Origin of the sequence: Mycobacterium saskatchewanense (assembly GCF_010729105.1) — a bacterium.
Classification (GTDB): domain Bacteria; phylum Actinomycetota; class Actinomycetes; order Mycobacteriales; family Mycobacteriaceae; genus Mycobacterium; species Mycobacterium saskatchewanense.
Genome location: NZ_AP022573.1, coordinates 552,253 through 570,571, shown reverse-complemented (window position 1 = coordinate 570,571; position 18,319 = coordinate 552,253). Strand labels below are relative to the sequence as shown.

The 18,319-nt window shown below is 68.0% G+C and carries 16 protein-coding genes; 7 read left to right on the top strand and 9 right to left on the bottom strand.

Translation table 11 applies throughout. The features are described 5' to 3' along the window. Window positions 1–61: 61 nt before the first annotated feature. Both G6N56_RS02540 and G6N56_RS02535 read right to left on the bottom strand, forming a co-directional pair. Window positions 62–2,239: a glutamine synthetase III family protein gene (locus G6N56_RS02540; RefSeq protein ID WP_085256828.1), complete on the bottom strand. Its 2,178-nt coding sequence runs from the start codon at window positions 2,237–2,239 to the stop codon at window positions 62–64. 136 nt (window positions 2,240–2,375) lie between these two features. Further along, window positions 2,376–3,896 carry an MFS transporter gene (locus tag G6N56_RS02535; RefSeq protein ID WP_085256829.1) on the bottom strand — a complete coding sequence of 507 codons (1,521 nt, stop codon included), beginning with the start codon at window positions 3,894–3,896 and terminating at the stop codon, window positions 2,376–2,378. Window positions 3,897–4,158: 262 nt separating this feature from the next. Here G6N56_RS02535 and G6N56_RS02530 point away from each other — a divergent pair, with 262 nt between their 5' ends. Then, complete coding sequence (locus G6N56_RS02530; RefSeq protein ID WP_197746652.1) at window positions 4,159–5,529, top strand: amidase; 1,371 nt, start codon at window positions 4,159–4,161, stop codon at window positions 5,527–5,529. A 187-nt stretch (window positions 5,530–5,716) separates the two neighbouring features. On the opposite strand, the gene ngg is transcribed toward G6N56_RS02530, so the two are convergent. The 4 genes from ngg to G6N56_RS02515 form a co-directional block, all read right to left on the bottom strand. Beyond that, a complete protein-coding gene (ngg, locus tag G6N56_RS02525; RefSeq protein ID WP_085256830.1) occupies window positions 5,717–7,501 on the bottom strand; it encodes an N-acetylglutaminylglutamine synthetase in 1,785 nt (594 codons plus the stop codon). Then, window positions 7,498–9,303 (bottom strand): N-acetylglutaminylglutamine amidotransferase, encoded by a 1,806-nt coding sequence (locus G6N56_RS02520; protein WP_085256831.1) that lies wholly within the window; start codon window positions 9,301–9,303, stop codon window positions 7,498–7,500. The genes ngg and G6N56_RS02520 overlap by 4 nt, the downstream gene beginning before the upstream one ends. 90 nt (window positions 9,304–9,393) lie before the next feature. Then, window positions 9,394–9,531 carry an MFS transporter small subunit gene (locus G6N56_RS28385; RefSeq protein ID WP_169717535.1) on the bottom strand — a complete coding sequence of 46 codons (138 nt, stop codon included), beginning with the start codon at window positions 9,529–9,531 and terminating at the stop codon, window positions 9,394–9,396. Next, on the bottom strand, window positions 9,528–10,922 hold the full coding sequence (locus tag G6N56_RS02515; RefSeq protein WP_085256832.1) for an OFA family MFS transporter: 1,395 nt from the start codon (window positions 10,920–10,922) through the stop codon (window positions 9,528–9,530). The genes G6N56_RS28385 and G6N56_RS02515 overlap by 4 nt, the downstream gene beginning before the upstream one ends. Window positions 10,923–11,180: 258 nt before the next feature. On the opposite strand from G6N56_RS02515, the gene G6N56_RS02510 reads away from it, so the two are divergent. Continuing rightward, window positions 11,181–11,561, top strand: coding sequence for a DUF732 domain-containing protein (locus G6N56_RS02510; protein ID WP_085256833.1), 381 nt, complete (start codon window positions 11,181–11,183; stop codon window positions 11,559–11,561). Window positions 11,562–11,576: 15 nt separating this feature from the next. Here G6N56_RS02510 and G6N56_RS02505 read toward each other — a convergent pair whose 3' ends face one another. Beyond that, window positions 11,577–12,548: a hypothetical protein gene (locus G6N56_RS02505; RefSeq protein WP_142280695.1), complete on the bottom strand. Its 972-nt coding sequence runs from the start codon at window positions 12,546–12,548 to the stop codon at window positions 11,577–11,579. On the opposite strand from G6N56_RS02505, the gene G6N56_RS02500 reads away from it, so the two are divergent. Continuing rightward, on the top strand, window positions 12,541–12,888 hold the full coding sequence (locus tag G6N56_RS02500; RefSeq protein ID WP_142280696.1) for a hypothetical protein: 348 nt from the start codon (window positions 12,541–12,543) through the stop codon (window positions 12,886–12,888). The genes G6N56_RS02505 and G6N56_RS02500 overlap by 8 nt on opposite strands. A 610-nt stretch (window positions 12,889–13,498) precedes the next feature. Then, on the top strand, window positions 13,499–13,921 hold the full coding sequence (locus tag G6N56_RS02495; RefSeq protein ID WP_085256836.1) for a DUF5313 domain-containing protein: 423 nt from the start codon (window positions 13,499–13,501) through the stop codon (window positions 13,919–13,921). Between the two features lie 32 nt (window positions 13,922–13,953). Here G6N56_RS02495 and G6N56_RS02490 read toward each other — a convergent pair whose 3' ends face one another. Beyond that, window positions 13,954–14,427 carry a VOC family protein gene (locus G6N56_RS02490; protein WP_085256837.1) on the bottom strand — a complete coding sequence of 158 codons (474 nt, stop codon included), beginning with the start codon at window positions 14,425–14,427 and terminating at the stop codon, window positions 13,954–13,956. 136 nt (window positions 14,428–14,563) lie between these two features. On the opposite strand from G6N56_RS02490, the gene G6N56_RS02485 reads away from it, so the two are divergent. Then, a complete protein-coding gene (locus tag G6N56_RS02485) occupies window positions 14,564–15,289 on the top strand; it encodes a VldE C-terminal domain-containing protein (RefSeq protein ID WP_085256838.1) in 726 nt (241 codons plus the stop codon). Window positions 15,290–15,357: 68 nt separating this feature from the next. Here the strand turns inward: G6N56_RS02485 and G6N56_RS02480 are convergent, their stop codons facing one another. After that, the gene (locus tag G6N56_RS02480) at window positions 15,358–15,591 is read right to left on the bottom strand and encodes a hypothetical protein (RefSeq protein WP_085256839.1); all 234 of its coding nucleotides are present in this window, start codon (window positions 15,589–15,591) and stop codon (window positions 15,358–15,360) included. Between the two features lie 553 nt (window positions 15,592–16,144). Here G6N56_RS02480 and G6N56_RS02475 point away from each other — a divergent pair. Together G6N56_RS02475 and G6N56_RS02470 are read left to right on the top strand one after the other, a co-directional pair. Continuing rightward, window positions 16,145–16,660, top strand: a complete 516-nt coding sequence (locus G6N56_RS02475; protein WP_232069194.1) for a DUF5994 family protein — start codon at window positions 16,145–16,147, stop codon at window positions 16,658–16,660. Between the two features lie 98 nt (window positions 16,661–16,758). Then, window positions 16,759–18,315: a succinic semialdehyde dehydrogenase gene (locus G6N56_RS02470; RefSeq protein WP_085256840.1), complete on the top strand. Its 1,557-nt coding sequence runs from the start codon at window positions 16,759–16,761 to the stop codon at window positions 18,313–18,315. Window positions 18,316–18,319: the final 4 nt, after the last annotated feature.

Genomic DNA, 18,319 nt, shown 5'->3' with positions numbered 1-18,319 from the left:
CACACGCAGGACGCGGTAGCCCGCGAACACCTGGCCCACAGCCCGAAGGGGGCCCGCGTCTTTAGAGGATGTAGAGCATCTCCTGGTAGGTAGGCAGCGGCCACAGGTCGTCGGCCACAACGCTTTCCAGCGCATCCGCGGCGGTGCGCACCGCTGCCATGGCCGGCAGCAGCGCATCCTGGGCGTGCTTGGCCTCGTCGAGCGCCGACTCGGCGGAGTGGTCCGACAGCGCCGCCTTCAGCGCCGACAGGCCCGCTTCGAGATCGGTGATAGGAGCCGAAACCGCTTCCAGCGCAGCCATGCTGGGCTCCAGACCAGCGGCCTTGAGGGTCGCGACGTTCTGCGCAAGCTCGGTCTGGTAGCGCAGCGCCGCCGGCAGGATCACCGTCGTGCCGAGCTCGAGCGCCAGCTTGGCCTCCACGCCGATGGTCAGCGCGTACTGCTCCAGCCGGACCTCGTAGCGGCTGTGCAGTTCGCGTTCGTTGAACACGCCGTATTTCGCGAACAGCTCGACCGCCTCGGGCTTGATCAGCTCGGGGATGGCGTCCAGCGTCGTCTTGAGGTTGGGCAGGCCCCGCTCGGCCGCCTCGATCTGCCAGTTGTCCGAGTAGCCGTCACCGTTGAAGACCACCGCGCCGTGTTCGGTGATCACGTCGGTCAGCAGCTTCTGCACGGCCACGTCGAAGTCCTCACCTGCCTCCACGGCCTGCTCGAGCATCGTGGCCATGTAGTCGAACGAATCCGCCATGATCGTGTTGAGGACGATCATCGGCACGGCCACGGTCTGCCCCGAGCCGGGCGCGCGGAACTCGAACCTGTTGCCGGTGAACGCGAACGGGCTGGTGCGGTTGCGGTCGCCCGCGTCGGTCGGCAGCGGGGGCAGCGTGTCGACACCGATGATCATGGTGCCCTTGCCCTTTGAGGACGTGGCCGCGCCCTTGGCGATCTGCTCGAAGACGTCGGCGAGCTGTTCGCCGAGGAAGATCGAGATGATCGCCGGCGGCGCCTCATTGGCGCCCAGCCGGTGGTCATTGGTGGCCGACGCCACCGACACCCGCAGGAGGCCGGCGAACTTGTGCACGGCGCGGATCACCGCGGCGCAGAACACCAGGAACTGGGCGTTCTCGTGGGGGGTGTCGCCCGGAACCAGCAGCGAGCCCAGTTCGGAGTTGCCCATCGAGAAGTTGACGTGCTTGCCCGACCCGTTGACGCCGGCGAACGGCTTTTCATGGAACAGGCACTCCATGCCGTGCTTCTTGGCCACCCCTTTGAACACCGTCATCAGCAGTTGCTGGTGGTCGGAGGAGATGTTGGCCCGCTCGAACATGGGCGCCACCTCGAACTGGCCTGGCGCAACCTCGTTGTGCCGGGTCTTTGCCGGGATGCCGAGCTTGAACAGCTCCCGCTCGGTGTCCATCATGAAGCCCAGCACGCGTTCGGGCACCGCACCGAAGTAATGGTCGTCGAACTCCTGCCCCTTGGGCGGCTTCGCGCCGAACAGCGTGCGGCCGGCGTTGATCAGGTCGGGGCGCGCGAGGAAGAAGTGCCGGTCGATCAGGAAGTACTCCTGCTCGGGGCCGCAGAACGACACGACCTTGTTGAGTTCGGTGTGGCCGAACAGCCGCAGGATCCGCTCGGCGTGCGTGCCCATCGCCTGCTGGCTGCGCAGCAGAGGCGTCTTGTAGTCCAGCGCCTCACCGGTCATCGACACGAACACGGTGGGAATGCACAGCGTCTTGCCGTTCGGGTTGTCCAGGATGTACGCGGGGCTGGTGACGTCCCAGCCGGTGTAGCCGCGCGCCTCGAAGGTGCTGCGCAGCCCGCCCGACGGGAAGCTGGAAGCGTCGGGCTCGCCCTGGATGAGCGTCTTGCCGGCGAACTCGGCCAGCGTCTGGCCGTCGGACACCGGCTCGAGGAAGCTGTCGTGCTTCTCGGCGGTCAGCCCCGTCATCGGGTAGAACACGTGCGCGTAGTGCGTCGCGCCCTTCTCCAGCGCCCAGTCCTTCATCGCCACCGCGACCGTGTCGGCGACCGCGGGATCGAGCTTGACGCCCTTCTCGATGGTCGCGACGACGGACTTGAACACCGACTTCGGCAGCCGCGCCTGCATCTCGGCTTTGGTGAACACGTTGGAGCCGAATACCTCGCCCGGGGCTTCGCCCGGTACGAAACTGATGGCCGGTGGGATGTATGCCTCGACGTTGTTGATCGCCTGGAGGCGGACTGCGTTGCCGCTCAATGGAGTTCCTATCGCTGGGAGGTCCGTGTTCCCGGTACGGAAGATGGACCGCCCTACAGTAGGAAGGTTCGATGCCGAACTTGTTACACCGGTGTCAAAGATAGGTCCGCGTTGGTTGCGAACGCGAGACGGTCGGTCAATCGCTGAGGCCGCGGTCGCCGCCACCGGCGGCGCCCGACGCCTCCGCGTCGTGGGCGGCACTGTCGTGCGCGTCGGCCACCGTCAACGGCAGCGCGAGGTCTTCCAGCGGGCGCTGTTCGGCCGCGATGCCGAGCCAGAGCTCGATCAGGCCGGCGACGGCCATCACCACCGCCCCGATGAGGAACGACCAGACCACCTGGCCGCGCTGACCGGAATTGATCAGCTGCCCGAACAGCAGCGGACCGGTGATGCCGCCGATCGCGGTGCCCACCGCGTAGAAGAACGCGATGGCCAAAGCCCGGGTCTCCATCGGGAAGATCTCGCTGACGGTCAGATACGCGGCGCTCGCGCCGGCGGAGGCGAGGAAGAAGGTCACCGCCAGGACGCCGATGAACGCCCAGACGCCGCCGGTCTGGTTCAAGAACATGATGCCGAGCACCACGGCCACGGCGGCCGAACCGAGGTAGGACAGCGTGATCATCGGTTTGCGCCCGACGGTGTCGAACAGATGCCCCAGCGCCAAGGGGCCCATGAAATTGCTGAGCGCCCACACGATGAAGAACACCGGCACCTTCCCCGAGGGCACCCCGTAGAAGCCGGTCAGCAGCGTGCCGAGGTTGAACGTCACGCCGTTGTAGAGGAAAGCCTGCCCGATGAACAGCGCCAGCCCGAGGACCGCGCGGCGCGGATACATCGTGAACGCCACCGTGGCGATCTCCCGAAACGAGATTGAGTGCCGCTGGCGGATCTTGAGGGGGTGGCCGCCCGGCTCGGGCAGCGGACGGCCGGTGTCGCGCTCGACCTGCCCTTCGATCTCGCCGACGATCTGTTCGGCCTCGTCGTTGCGCCCGTGGATGAACAGCCACCGCGGGCTTTCGGGGACGTTGCGCCGGACGAGCAGGACGAAGATGCCGAAGATGGCGCCGATGCCGAACGCCAGGCGCCAGCCGATGTCGGCCGGGAACTTCGAGGTGTCGAGCAGCACGAGCGCGCCGGCCGCCCCGGCGGCCGAGCCCAGCCAATACGTGCCGTTGATCACCAGGTCGACGCGTCCGCGCACCCGGGCCGGGATCAGCTCGTCGATCGCCGAGTTGATGGCCGCGTATTCTCCGCCGATTCCCGCGCCGGTGAAGAAGCGCGCGATGAAGAAATACCAGGGGGCGAATGCGAACGCGGTGGCGACCGTGGCGACCAGGTACAGCGCGAGGGTCAGCATGAACAGGTTGCGCCGCCCGAACCGGTCCGTCAGGTGGCCGAAGAACAGCGCGCCCAGGCACGCCCCGGCGATGTAGAACGCGGCCGCCACGCCGATCTGCGCAGGGTCGAGGTTGATGCCGCTGCCCTTCTCGGTGAGGCGCGACGACACGTTGCCGACCATCGTGACCTCGAGCCCGTCGAGGATCCACACGCCGCCGAGCCCGATGACCACGCGCCAGTGGAACCCCGCCCAGGGCAGCCGGTCCAGCCGTGCCGGGACGTGGGTGGTGATGGTTCCGGTTTGTGCGCTCGCGCTCATCAGGCTCCGTTCTGCTGCACAGGCTTTTACCCCGTCGAGGCATATCGCAAGCGGCCGCGCGGCACATTGCCTCTCCGAGCCGACTGCCAGGCTAACGGAGCATCCGGAAGGCATTCGCCGTGCGCGACCGGCCAACCATAGTGCGCGCATGGACAAGCGCACCAGGAAGTCGTTTGCCACAGTGGTACGCATCGGGCACGCGAACGCACGGTTCACCTCGCGTCGCCGAGCCGGCTATCGGCACGGCCGAACGGAAGAAGAGATGAAAGCGGATTATCCCGAGGACGCCGCCCTCGACGCGATGACGGCTACCGAGATCGCGGCCGCGGTCCGGGCCGGGACACTCGACCCCGTCGTGCCGACCCAGGAGACGTTGTGCCGGATCGGGTCGGCCGGCAACACCTTCGGCGCATTCCGCCGCGTGCGGGAGTTCGAGGCCTTCGCCGAGGCGGCGGCGCTGCGGACGATTCCCAACCGCGCAAAACTCCCGCTCGCCGGGGTGCCGATCGCGGTCAAGGACGTGACGGCGGTCGCCGGCGAGCACCCGGTCTGGGGTTCCGGGAAGGCATCGGCGCCGCCCTTCCAGTCCGACAGCGACGTCACCGCGCGCCTGCGCGCAGCGGGCGCGGTGATCGTCGGCCTCACCCGGGTGCCCGAACTGTGCCTCTGGCCGATGACCGACACGGCGGGCTCGGTCGTCCGCAACCCCTGGGCGCCGTCCTTCACGGCGGGCGGCTCGTCCGGTGGCAGCGCCGCCGCCGTGGCCGCGGGCTTCGTCCCGATCGCGCACGGCACGGACGCGTTCGGATCCGTCCGGTCCCCCGCCGCGATCTGCGGCCTGGTCGGCATCACACCCGGGATCGGCACGGTGCCCGCTTCGGATTCTTGGCAGTGGTCCGGTCTCTACACCCACGGCCCGCTCGCAACCACCGTGGCGGACGCGGCGCTCCTGTTGTCGGTGCTGGCGCGGCACCCGGATCTCGCGAATATTCGCCAGCCCGCACCCCTGCGCATCGCCGTATCGACCAAACTTCCGACCGGCGTGGGCCCGGTCCCGAAAGCGTTCACCGCCGCGGCGACGCGGACCGCCCAGCTGCTGGCCTCGACGGGTCACCGAGTCGACGAGGCGCACCCCCGGTACGGCACCCTTGCGGGCGCGCTCTTCACGCGGTGGCTCGCAGGTCCGGGCGAGACGGACCCGGAGCTCGACTGGCGGCACATCGAAGTGCGCACCGCCCGGCACCTGGCCGCCGCCGCGACGGTGCGCCGGCTGGGTCTGGTGCGTAACGGCGGTCGACGGAAATGGGTGGCGCGGGCCCTCGAGTTTTTCGGGACGTACGACGTGCTCGTCACGCCCATGCTCGCCACGATGCCGCCGCAGGCCATCTGCTGGCGGACGAGGGGCTGGCTTGCCAACGCGATTCCGTCGGTCCGCCTCACGGACTATCTGGGGCCGTGGGACCTGGCGGGCTTCCCCGCAATGTCCATTCCTGCGGGACGGCACGAATCGGGCCTGCCCGTCGGCGTGCAAATCGTCGCCCCGCCGGGCGGTGAATCCCGCCTCTTGACGGTGGCCGCACAGCTCGAGGAGCTCGCCCCGTGGCCGCGCACCGCGCGGCAACCGTCGTCCTGACCCAACCGAGCCTTGAGGACCGATACGGTCGATACGACGACCAGTCCAGGCGTCCAAAGCCTTTCCGTAGATGAGCTTCTCACCACGACGCCGTGCCTGAATTTCTGGGGCCCGTTGCTATGCGCCGCCTGGAACTCCATGCTGGCGTTGCGGTCTCGTGGTCTGGCTTCGTCGCGGTGATGCCCGTTTAGGGGCGCGACTCCTCGGGCGTCCAGGCCAGCGGCTGGCCGGGCTGCCCGGGAAACAGGAAGTCGATGAACGCCGCGGCCGTGGGCTGTGGTTCGTGGTTGGCCAGGCCCGGACGCTCGTTGGCTTCGATGAAGGCGTACTCGGTGCCGGTGACGTCGGGCACGAGCAGGTCGATGCCCGTGACGGGAATGCCGATCGCCTCGGCCGCCGTCACCGCGACCCGGCAGAGTTCCTGATTCACCTGCGCGGTGACGTCATGAATGGTGCCGCCCTGATGCAGGTTCGCGGTGCGGCGAACGCACAGCCGGGTCCCTTGCGGCAGAACGTCATCCAGCTGCCAGCCGGCTTCGACGACGGTCGCCTCGGTCACCTCGTCGAGCGGGATGCGGGACTCGCCGCCGGTGGCCGCCGAACGCCGCCGGCTCTCGGCGACGATCAAGTCCCGCACGGTGTGCTCGCCCGTGCCGATGACTTCCGGCGGGAGCCGCAGCGCGGCGGCGACGACCCGGCCGTCGATGACGACCAGCCGCAGATCGTTACCGGTCACCCGCTCCTCGATCAGCACCTCCCGAGATTGCTCACGGGCCCGTGCGAGGGCTGCGGTGAGTTCGTCGGGCCCGTGTTCGGCGGTGACGCCCACGGTGATGCCCTTGCCCTGCTCCCCCCGGGTGGGTTTGACGACGACCTCGCCGACCTCCTTGAGGAAGGCGTAGTCCTCGTCATCGAAAGTCGCCAGCCGGGCGCGCGGCACCTTGATGCCGGCGTCGGCGACCAGGCGCCGGGTCAGCCGCTTGTCGTCGCAGCGGCACATCGCGACCGCGGAGGTGAACTCGGACAGCGATTCCCGGGTGATCACGCTGCGGCCGCCGTGGGTGAGCCGCATCTCACCGGTTTCCGCGTCGAGGACCTCCACCCAAATGCCGCGGCGCAGCGCCTCGTCGGCGATGATCCGCGCGTAGGGGTTGAGGTCGTCGACCGTCTCCGGCGGCGGACTGAACAGCGGCTCGTTGATCGCGTTCTTCCGCTTGATCGCCAGCACCGGGACCCGCCGGAAGCCGAGCTTCTCGTACAGCCTGATGGCGGCCGCATTGTCGTGCGCCACGGACAGATCCAGGTAGGCGCGGCCCGCATTGCGGAAGTGTTCGGCGGTCGCCCGGGTGAGCGCCTCGCCGATGCCGGGGATCCCGGCGGCCGGATCGACCGCCAACGTCCACAGGCTCGACCCGTGCTCCGGATCGGAGAACAGCAACTCGTGGTCCACCCCGGTTACCGTCCCCACCACCGCGCCGTCGTCGTCGCGCACCGCGAGCAGGTAGGTCACCGCCTCCTGGTGCAGGTGGTTGTTCCAGATCGCGTCCACCGGCGCCGGTACCATGCCACACCGGACGAAGACGCGGTTCATCGCGTCGGCATCGGATGGATCGTTGAGGGTGCGCACCGTCACGCCGGGCGGCGCTTGCGCCGGCTCTTCCCGCTGGTCGTCGGTGAAGCGCAGCCGGTAGGTGTGGCTGGGGTCGATGAACAGCTCGTTCGGCGATCCGGCGACCACCACGTGCGACTCGCGGGCGTAGATGCAGATGTCCCGCCGTCCGGGCGCTTCCTTCCGCAGCGTCTCGGCGAGCCTGTGAGCATCCGCAAAGGTCTGTCCGAAAATCAGCCGGCCCCAGCCCATTTCGAGCTCGACATCCTTGGCCATCGCGTCTACCAAGTGCGGCGGCGAGGCGTCGTGCAGACCCAGGGTGATCGCTTCGGTGTGATCCTCCCCCGGGTCGACGGCGGTCATGCCGCCGGCCCCGTGACACCGTGACGTTGCAACCAGAGCTCCAGCAGGGCGATCTGCCACAGCTCGTTACCGCGCAGGGGGGTGAGCCGGCCGTTGGGGTCGGCGAGCAGGGCGTCGACCGCGCCGCTCTGGAACAGGCCGCGCTCCTTCGCGACGGGCGCGTAGAGCGCGTCGCGCACCATGTCCAGGTAGGGACCCTCGAGGTGGGTCAGCGCCGGAACGGGGAAGTAGCCCTTCGGCCGGTCGATGACCTCGGACGGAATCACCCGGCGCGCAGCCTGTTTGAGGACACCCTTGCCCTCGTGCGCAATCTTCAGCTCCGGCGGGCAGGTGGCAGCCAGCTCGACCAACTCGTGGTCGAGGAACGGCACCCTACCCTCCAATCCCCACGCCATGGTCATGTTGTCTACCCGCTTTACGGGATCGTCTACCAACATCACCGTCGTATCCAGCCGCAGCGCCCGGTCGATGCCGGTCTCGGCGCCGGCGCGTGCGAAGTGCTCGGTCACGAAGCGCTCGCTGGGGTCGCCCGGCGCGACTTCACCCGGGGCGAGCATCGCCGCGACGGCCTCCGCGTCGCGGTCGAAGAACGCGGCGCGGTACTGGGCCACCGCGCCGTCGAGGGTGGCGGCAGCCGGCGAGCCCATCGGGGGGTACCAGTGGTAGCCGGCGAACACCTCGTCGGCGCCCTGGCCCGACTGCACGACCTTCACGTGACGCGCGACTTCCTGGCTGAGCAGGTAGAAGGCCACGCAGTCATGGCTGACCATCGGCTCGCTCATCGCGCCGATCGCGCCGTCGAGGGCCGGCAGCATCCGTTCGGTGCCGATGCGAATCTGGTGGTGGTCCGTGCCGAAGCGTTTGGCGATGATGTCGGACCAGCGGAACTCGTCGCCCTCGACGCCACCGGCGGACTCGAAGCCGATCGAGAACGTCATCAGGCCCTGCTGGCCCGCCTCGGCCAGCAGTCCGACGATCAGGCTGGAGTCGACCCCGCCGGACAGCAGGCAGCCGACCGGAACGTCGGCAACGAGCCGGCGCTTCACCGCGACCCGAAGGGCATCGAGCACCGCATCTTCCCAGTCGGCTTCCGACCAGTCGGCGCGGTCGTCGTGGCGGCTGAAGTCGGGCGCCCAGTAGGTGCGGCTGGTGCGCCGGCCGTCGGGCCCGATGGCGAGCAGCGAACCCGGCGGAACCTTGCGGACCCCCCGCAGGATGGTCAGCGGGGCCGGGACCACGGAGTGGAACGTCATGTAGTGGTGCAGCGCCACCGGGTCGATCCGGGTGTCCACGCCGCCACCGGCCAGCAGGGCCGGCAACGCCGACGCGAAGCGGACCCGGTGACTGTCCTCGGTCACGTAGAGGGGCTTGATGCCGAGCCGGTCCCGGCCGAGCAGCACGCGGCCGCTGTCGCGTTCGACGATCGCGAACGCGAACATGCCGTGCAGGTGCGTGACGAAGTCGTCGCCCCAGTGGTGGTAGGCCTTGAGCAGCACCTCGGTGTCGCTGTGCGAGAAGAACCGGTAGCCATGCCCGACCAGCTCGCGCATGAGCTCCTGGTAGTTGTAGATGCAACCGTTCCAGGCGATCGTCAGGCCGAGTTCGGCGTCGACCATCGGCTGGGCACCGGCCTCGGAGAGATCGATGATCTTCAGCCGACGGTGGCCGAGGGCGACTCGCCCCTGTGACCAGGCGCCCGCCGCGTCCGGACCCCGCCGCGCCATCACATCGGCCATGGCTGCTACCGCCGCGAGGTCGGGGACCTGGCCGTCGAGTCTCACCTCACCGGTCACTCCACACACGCTTGTCAACCCTACCCGCGGGCGCGTGGACTTGCCTCGTGGCCGCCAGGCGGCGGAGTCCGCCCCGGGCGCTCGGCCCGCACGGTCAGCTCAGTGGGTGAAGAGGGCGGGGATCTTCACCACCAGCTCGTACAGTCCGTACGCGAAGGGCACGCCCACCCACAACCAGCTGATGAGGCCCAGTGCCGTGTTGCGCGGCGCTGCCGCCCGAACCGAGTGCTCGGTCATTGCATCTCCTCTACAGGACGACCGGACGTCATCGTCGCGGGCTCGCGCCCGCCCGTCTCGGCCGCGACGGACCGGGACGAGCGCGGAGTCCGAATCGCCTCGTTGCACGCCAGCCCGATGAGCAGCAGGACCACCATCACCATGAACGACCATCGGTACCGGTCGGGCCCCACCGCTCCGGCGGCAATGCGGTTGTCGGCGATCGCGTTCACGATGATCGGCCCGAGGACGCCGGCGACCGACCAGGCGGTCAACAACCGGCCGTGGATGGCTCCCACTTCGCGGTATCCGAAGAGGTCGCGCAGGTAGGCCGGCGCCGTGGCGAACCCGCCCCCGTAGAACGACAGCAGCAAGATGCAGGTCACCAGGAACAGCGGCTTGCTCGCGCCCTGGGCCAGGATCAGTCCCAGGTAGAGCACCGCGCCGAGCCCCAGATAGAGCCGGTACATGTTCTTGCGTCCCATCGCGTCCGACGCTGAGGACCACACGATGCGGCCCAACGAATTCGCCAGCGACAACATGGCGACGAATCCGGCCGCCGCGGCCGTCAGCGCGGCCGCCGATCCGCCGCGCGGGAAGTAATCCCGGTAGATCGGCGCCGCGCGTTCGAGGATGCCGATCCCGGCGGTGACGTTGAAGCACAACACGACCCACAGCAACCAGAACTGCGGCGTCTTGATCGCCTCGTTGGCCGTGCGGTCCGGGCCCGCCGGGCGCGGTGCCCTCTTCGTCGCGGCGCCCTGGGCGAGGCGCGGCTCCCATCCCGCAGGTGGGAGACGCACCAGGAGGATGCCCATGGTCATGAATACGGCGTAAACCGCACCCATCGTGAGAAAGGTGGCGGCCAGCCCCTGGCGTCCGGTGCCGAACCACTTCATCAGCTGCGACGACCATGGCGAGGCGATGAGCGCGCCCCCGCCGAACCCCATGATCGCAAAGCCGGTGGCCATGCCGGGCCGGTCCGGGAACCACTTCATCAACGTGGAAACCGGTGATATGTAACCGATCCCGAGGCCGATGCCGCCGATCACGCCGTAACCGACGATGATCAGCCACATCTGGCCGATCGCCGCCGCACCCGCCGCGACCAGGAGTCCCCCGCTGAAGCACGCGGTCGCGACCAGCATCGCCCAGCGCGGGCCCCGTCGCTCGACCGCCGTCCCGAAGACGGCCGCCGACATCCCCAGCATCACGATGCCCAACGTGAACGGCAGGGCGCTCAAAACGCCTGAGGCATGCAATGTTTCGTGCAGCGGAAGCTTGAAGACACTCCAGGAGTAGACGCTGCCGATCGCCAGATGGATCGAAAGCGCGGCTGGCGGAACCAGCCATCGATTCCAGCCGGCGTCGGCGACAATTCTTTCACGCGACAAAAATCCAGCAGGTTGCATGGTCCTCTTCCATGGGTGCCGCCCATGCGTCAGAACGTTCGACCCGTTTCGCTGGTGGCGATCGGTCGACAGCCAGGGCAAGACAGACGCTAGCAGCGGTTACGCACTCCGGCGGCGCCCGTCGAGGCTGGACAACGGTCGTTGTCGTCACATCCATTGCTGCCCGTGGTCGCGCTCGGCGAGAAGGGTAAGCCGACTTCGGCTAATGTTCATCTCAGCCGGTCTTGACTCGAAGCGGATCGGCCCGAGAAGGAAAGCATGAGCCACTCGATCGTCCCGCGCGGGAAGTGGTCCGCGGCGGTCTGCGCGGTCCTCGTCTCCGCTGCCGCAACACTATTCGCGGCACCGGCCGCAGCCGATCCCATGGATGACGCGTTCATCGGGGCCCTGGCCAAGGAAGGCATACCGATCTCCGACCGCGACAGCGCGATCGGCATGGCCCACTCCATCTGCGGCTCGCTCGACAGGGGTCAGACGTCAAGCTTCTTGGCGATGAAGGTAAGGAAGGACGCCAACCTCTCGCCGAAGCAGGCCGGCTTCTTCATGGGCGTATCGGTGGCGGCCTACTGCCCGCAGTACAAGGGGACCATCGATCCCTCCGTGATCTGGCTCCTGCCGCCGTTGCCGGTAACCCAGTGACCTGACGGCGTCGACTCAGCCTCCCGACGCGACCGGCCGCAATTCGGTGGCCTGGGCGCCTATATCGATCGGCCCACCGGACGGGATCCAGTCATCCGGCGGTTGCTGATCGAGAAGCTCCGTGGGCGCACTGGCGAACGCGTGTTCGCCGCGCGGATGCCGCCAGATCCACGCCGCCATCGCGCCGAGCAGGGCGAGCACCGCGGCGAGACCGCCGACGACCCAGGCCACGTGGTTGCCCGACGGAAGCGGCGGCTTCTGCACCGCCGTGTTGACGTACTGCTGCCCGTTGTCCCATGGACCCACGCCGGGCAGGGGCTGCGTCTGCTGCAGCGTGACCTGGGGCGGAGCGCCCGCGGGGCCCGGGGTCACCTCGCCGCGCGCCAGCGTCGAATCGTTGAGCATGAAGACGTCCTGCTGTCCCGCCGGGAGGCTGTCGTCGTGCCCGACCATGGTGACCCGGTCCACCAGGACGTTCTGGCCGGCGTTCGCGAAGTCGACCGGGACTCCGGTGTACGTCACCGGCTGCCACGGCACCCAGTCAACGGGTGGCGGCCCGATCCAGCCCGCGGGCGGCAGCCAGGCGCCGCCGTCGAAGCTGCCGACCGTCACGTAGGCGCCGGCGACCGCCGTGAAGGGGAACACGCCGGGCGTCTCGATGTTGAGCACGATTCGACCGCCCGCCGGAACGAACACCGTGCGGTAGTCGCCGCCATAGAAGTACCGGAAGCTCATGTCCGTGGCAGTCGGGTTGTAGAAGCTGGGCCGGTGGTACTCGTCGTAATCGACGTAATCCCAGTGCCGCGGCCGATAGGCCTCGTCGTCATGGTCGGCGTTGATCCGCACGGCCGCTTGCACCTGTCCGCTGAAGTCGGTGTCGCCGCGCAGCGGCGGCGGATTGGCCGCGTCGATCGCCGCGGCGGGCGCGACCTTGGCCGCTTCCACCGCCGCGTGGGCGGCGGGGATGCCTTCGGGGGCGGTGGCCACGGGGACGGAGGCGGTGGTCGAGCCGCTGACCACGGCCTTCTGGCCGCCCGCGACGGTAGTGGCACTTTGGCCGCCTGGCGCGGCGCTGCTGGTCGGGACCGCGGGGGCGGTGGTCGTCGCCAATGGCGAATGGTTGGCCGGCGGCGCCGCGGACACAGCCGGGCCGGTCATCGTCGGCCTGGCGACGCTCGTCGTCGCAGGTGCCTCGCCGGTGCGTGTGGCGGGAGCGGCGGTGGCCGCCGAGGTGGTCGACTTGGGCGGTGGCGCCTGGGTTGACGGGGGGATGGCGGGGGCCGGCGACTGCGCCGGGGCCGGTTGCACCGGGGCTTGCGGGTGTTGAGCCGGGGACGCCGGCGGGGTCTGCGTGTGCGGCGGAGCTGTCGGCGCCGGGGGCGCGGACTGTGACGCCCCGGCTTCGGCCGACAGTAACGGCGCGGGGAATATGGTCAGCGCGGCGGCGATCGCCCCGATTCGCCGCGAGGCCCGCGGGGACGGTGGTCGCTTCATCGATCCGGTCCTTTCCTGTATCGGCCGTGTGTCGGCGGTCGCGGTGGTGATATTGGCCATTCCCCCAGCGGGAGGACATTTGCCGGGCAGCACCTAGGCGAACTATTCATAGAAAAGCTTTGTTTGTTGTGTAGTAGCTGTGCGGGGGTGGTGCCGCGCTTAAGAGTGCGTGGCACCTTCGCCGCTCAGGCGCAAGATCTTCCTCCCGATCGACTGCAACGGCGTACGCCTGTGCGGTCGTTGCTCACCAGGGGGAGACGGTGAGTCCCGTGACCGGTGTGTTCGCCACAAGCTGTGCCGGGACGGCGCCGGGCGTCGAACGCGCCGAGGAAGGACTGTTGACCGCGGATACAGTCGGCACGCTGCATCGGTGACCATTGGCCATTGGGTGATCGCGGCGGTCATGGGTAAATGGATTCAGAAATCGATCCCGAGGAACCGCAATGGCAAGCACACGACCGAATGTGCGGCAGTACGTGCTGTACGTGTACGGCTTTCGACGTCTCCCGGACAGCATGCGCGACTGGGTTGCGCACGACCTGGCCGGCAAGGGAGCGGTCCGCCGCTTCATGCTCATGGCGGCAATCCCCCCGTTCATCGTCCTCGCGCCGTTCTGGCTGCTGCCCGCATCGCTATACGTGCACACGGAGATGACGGTGCCCATCTACATCTGGGCGCTGCTGATATCGCTCGCAATGAACAAGGTGTGGCGCCGGCATCGTCTTGCCCAGCACGGGTTGGATCCCAACCTGGTCGATGTGGTCCGGCGGGAGAAAGACGCGAAGATGCACGACGATTACATTCGGCGCTACGGGGAGCGGCCGAAGTCGGCCGAGTGGCAGTCGAACAGCAATCCGTTCTTTTAAGAGGCCGAGCGCCTGATCGGGATTGGCGCAAGTCAGCCTGTGTACCCCCACAGCTCGGCCGACCTCTTCTCCCCGTTCGGGTACGACACGAACTCGATGGGGGTGCCGTCGGGGTCGCGGACGAAGAACATGCGAACGCCACCGATCTCCACGGGTTCCTGTTCGGGCCGCAGCCCCGCGGCCAGGATGGCGGCCAGGGCCGCGTCGATATCGCGGACGCTCAGCGACATGTTCGTGTAGCCGAGCATGTTCTCGGTGTGCGGTCTCAGACCGCGGTGCGTGAATTGGAGAAGCTCGACCACGATGCCGGCCAGCATCCCGCCGATCATCCGACCGCGGGCTCCGGGCTCCCCCGTCACGACTTCCATTGGCGGACCTTCCAATTCGACGTCGAAGAAGACATCGAGGCCGAGTACGTCGCGATAGAACCGCAGCGACGCTTCCGCGTCGGAGACCGCGATGCAGACGTGCGAAAAGCCGAGAATGCCGATCGAATGTTTGCTCATACCCTGACTCCTTGTTCGGATGGACCGTGACGCATCGGCGACCGGCTGATCGCCCTCGCCCTTGGTCCGACGCAATAAAGCTAAGGAATGCCTGAAGATTGCCACACCGGTCGCTCAGGCCGTTAAGCTGCTGCTCGTGGGCCGGGAGGTGTTAGCCGACGGCCGGGGCCGCTGGTTGGCGGCGGCGGCCTCGGTCGTGGTATCTGCCGCCATGCTCTACGCCCAGACCACAGAGCATCCAGGCCGCATCGCGAACACGACGCCGTCTCCGGCGGTCGCGGCGGCTCCGCCCCCGGCGGTCGCGGCGGCTCCGCCCCCGGCGGTCTCGTCCCAAATGGCACCGCCGCGGGCCAGTCCGGTGCCCATCGCCAGCCCGGCCGAGGTGAACCAGTTGGCCGGCAATGCGCCCGCCGCCGCACAGCAGTTCCAGCTGGCGCTACCCGCCGGCGTCGCGTCGGAGCAGGGGTTGCAGGTCAAGACCATCTGGGCGGCGCGCGCGATCAGCGTTCTGTTCCCGCAAATCACCACCATTTACGGGTACCGGCAGGATCCGTTGCCGTGGCATCCCAAGGGGTTGGCGATCGATGTGATGATCCCGAACCACGGCACCCCTGCAGGCATCGAGCTCGGCGATCAGATTGCCGGGTATGCCCTGGCGAATGCCAAACGGTGGGGAATCAATCACGTGATCTGGCGGCAGAAGATCTATCCGGGACCCACGTCCGGAAGCTGGACCGCCGACTACGGCAACGAAACCGCCAACCACTACGACCACGTTCACATCGCGACCGACGGCGGCGGCTACCCCACCGGACACGAAACCTTCTTCATCGCGAGCATGAGCCCGACGCCCGCGGAATGACGGGGCAGGCCGACCGACGGAAAATCCTCTAATCGCCTATTTTGCAAGGCCTTTGAGGAAAGGCGCCCTCAGGATGCCTTGGCGTACCGGCGGACCCGCTCTTCCTCGCCGAACGTATTAGTCCGTTGATGACCATTGTCGTCGCGGGTGAAGAACGTCCATTGCCGCGGCGTCGTCTGTGGGCCGCTGATCAGCTTCACCTCTAGGCGCAGTTCGGTGGGACGCAGCGTACCGATGATGTCGCCGACCCGCACCTGTGACGGATGGATCTCGGGTGCGTCACGCCAGTTCTGTATTGCCATGTACCCATCCTCGCATTGTTTCCGCTACCCTACCCACAAAACGCCTGGATCGCCGACGAGTTTGCGCAGCCGCCGCGCATTGTCACCGCAGGTTAAGTCGCGCTTCATCTACGTCACGCCGAAAGACATTGCGCCGGGGCCGTTTTCCAGGTAGCGGCCGCCTTTCATCCGGCGCCCAACCGGACGCCGCAAATCCACGCAAGCGATGAGGGCGCAGCCGACGATGGCGCCCGCCGGCAACGGTCGTCGCCCCGCAATCGCTCGTTTGGCCCGCCTCTTTGGGCCGACGAAGCCCACGGTGGCGTACCGTCACAGCTGAGCCGTTTCGTTGTCAGCTGTGGTCGGCCGCTCATGGCGCGGATGACACCCCCGGGCAATGCGATTCCTCCGTCCGCCCCATGACTGTGGGGAGAACGACGCCGAGCACGAAGGAACGTTTCATGGACTGGTCCCCTCCAGTCAGCGCGCAGCGACCGGACGATCCGGCTTTTGCCCCTGACAAGCCCGCCCCCACGCTCGTCCGCCGCATCCCACGGCCGCGGCGATACCCTCAATGACCCGCTCGCTCGGAAGTCGGGGTCTGCCCAGCCCCGTCCGCCTCTCGGTGGCCCGTGAGCTTGGTCGCGACATCGACGGAGCCTGGTGGCCCCGCGTGGATCGCATCACCAACGAACTGCCCCAGCTCGTGACGGTGTTGACCCCGATGCTCGGCGACATCAGCTCCATCAACGTCAATTGGCCGCCGCTCCAACGACCACCAGACTTCAACTGGCCTGGATGGGAACAGAAGCGCCAGCACGTCATGACCATCGGCGGCACTAACGGCGTCGCCAACCTGCTGATCATCCCGTACGCAACGTATAGCGCGCTCGCCGTCATGTTGCTGCGCAGCGCCGCGAACCTGCCGATCGAGACCGCCGACCGAGACAAGCCGGCATTTTTGACCGCCTGCTCGATCTTGCGGGCCGCCCAGCGGCAACGCGATCCCGCCGTCGCCGACGCGACTGATGGCGACAATCACACTGGCGGCGTGGCGACCCGCTCGCGCCGCAAAGCGCGCCGCGGGTAAGGCCCCAGTAGCGGACCGACAACGATTTCCGGGCGTCTCTCGCGACAGCTATAGGCTGGTCTTTTCGGGCGCGAGCGCTTCTTCCGGAGGGAACAATAATGCCTGCACCGTCAGCCGAGGTCTTCGACCGCCTGCGTCAGCTGGCCGCGATCAAAGAAGTCGCCGCGCGCGACACCAAGACGATCGACGAGGTCTTCACCGGTAGGCCGTTGACCACAATCCCCATCGGCACCGCTGCCGACGTCCAGGCCGCGTTCGCCGAAGCCCGCGCGGCCCAGGCAGAGTGGGCGAGCCGCCCCGTCGCCGACCGCATCGAGGTGATCCGCCGCTACCGCGACCTGGTCATCGCCAACCGTGACTTCCTGATGGACCTGCTGCAGGCCGAAGCGGGCAAGGCCAGATGGGCGGCGCAAGAGGAAATCGTCGATCTGATGGCGAACGCGAACTACTACGTTCGCGTCTCCGCCGACTTGCTGAAGCCGCGCACGGTGCAGGCGCTGCTTCCGGCGATCGGCAAGACCACGGTTGGCTACCAGCCCAAGGGCGTGGTCGGGGTGATCTCGCCGTGGAACTACCCGATGACGTTGACGGCGTCCGACTCGGTGCCGGCCCTGTTGGCGGGCAACGCGGTGGTGCTCAAGCCGGACAGCCAGACCCCGTACTGCGCCCTCGCGTGCGCCGAGCTGCTCTACCAAGCCGGCCTGCCGCGAGCGCTCTATGCGATAGTGCCCGGACCCGGCTCGGTCGTCGGCACCGCCATCATCGACAACTGCGACTACCTGATGTTCACCGGCTCGACGGCCACCGGCAGGCAGCTCGCCGAGCATGCGGGCCGGCGGCTGATCGGCTTCTCGGCCGAACTCGGCGGCAAGAACGCCATGATCGTCACCCGCGGCGCCAACCTCGACAAGGCCGCGAAGGCGGCCACCCGCGCGTGCTTCTCGAATGCGGGTCAGCTCTGCATCTCCATCGAGCGGATCTACGTCGAAAAGGACATCGCCGACGAGTTCATCGGCAAGTTCGGCGCCGCGGTGCGGAACATGAAGCTGGGCACCTCGTATGACTTCTCGGTCGACATGGGCAGCCTGATCTCGGCGAGCCAGCTGGAGACGGTGACCGAACATGTGAACGATGCGAAAGCAAAGGGCGCCAAGGTAATTGCCGGCGGCAAAGCGCGGCCCGACGTCGGGCCACTGTTCTATGAGCCCACGGTCCTCACCGACGTGACGCCCGAGATGGAGTGCGCGGCCAACGAGACGTTCGGCCCCCTGGTCTCGATCTACCCCGTCGCCGACGTGGACGAAGCGGTAGAGAAGTCCAACGACACCGAATACGGCCTCAACGCCAGCGTGTGGGCCGGCTCCACCGCGGAGGGCCAGCAGATCGCGGCCCGGCTGCGGTCGGGGACGGTCAATGTCAACGAGGGTTACGCGTTCGCCTGGGGCAGCCTCAGCGCGCCGATGGGCGGGATGGGCGCCTCCGGTGTGGGCCGCAGGCATGGCCCGGAGGGGTTGCTGAAGTACACCGAATCGCAAACCATAGCCGCGGCCCGGGTGTTCAACCTCGACCCGCCCCTTGGCATCCCGTCCAGCCTCTGGCAGAAGTCGCTCTTGCCGATCGTGCGCACCGTCATGAAGCTTCCCGGCCGGAACTGACCGC

Coding starts and splice junctions, on each gene's coding strand:
- G6N56_RS02535 (WP_085256829.1), bottom strand. CDS start 3,896: ATGAGCGCGAGCGCACAAACCGGAACCATCACCACCCACGTCCCGGCA.
- G6N56_RS02495 (WP_085256836.1), top strand. CDS start 13,499: ATGGCAAGCACACGACCGAATGTGCGGCAGTACGTGCTGTACGTGTAC.
- G6N56_RS02470 (WP_085256840.1), top strand. CDS start 16,759: ATGCCTGCACCGTCAGCCGAGGTCTTCGACCGCCTGCGTCAGCTGGCC.
- G6N56_RS02490 (WP_085256837.1), bottom strand. CDS start 14,427: ATGAGCAAACATTCGATCGGCATTCTCGGCTTTTCGCACGTCTGCATC.
- G6N56_RS02475 (WP_232069194.1), top strand. CDS start 16,145: ATGACCCGCTCGCTCGGAAGTCGGGGTCTGCCCAGCCCCGTCCGCCTC.
- G6N56_RS02530 (WP_197746652.1), top strand. CDS start 4,159: ATGAAAGCGGATTATCCCGAGGACGCCGCCCTCGACGCGATGACGGCT.
- ngg (WP_085256830.1), bottom strand. CDS start 7,501: ATGACCGCCGTCGACCCGGGGGAGGATCACACCGAAGCGATCACCCTG.
- G6N56_RS02480 (WP_085256839.1), bottom strand. CDS start 15,591: ATGGCAATACAGAACTGGCGTGACGCACCCGAGATCCATCCGTCACAG.
- G6N56_RS28385 (WP_169717535.1), bottom strand. CDS start 9,531: ATGACCGAGCACTCGGTTCGGGCGGCAGCGCCGCGCAACACGGCACTG.
- G6N56_RS02515 (WP_085256832.1), bottom strand. CDS start 10,922: ATGCAACCTGCTGGATTTTTGTCGCGTGAAAGAATTGTCGCCGACGCC.
- G6N56_RS02510 (WP_085256833.1), top strand. CDS start 11,181: ATGAGCCACTCGATCGTCCCGCGCGGGAAGTGGTCCGCGGCGGTCTGC.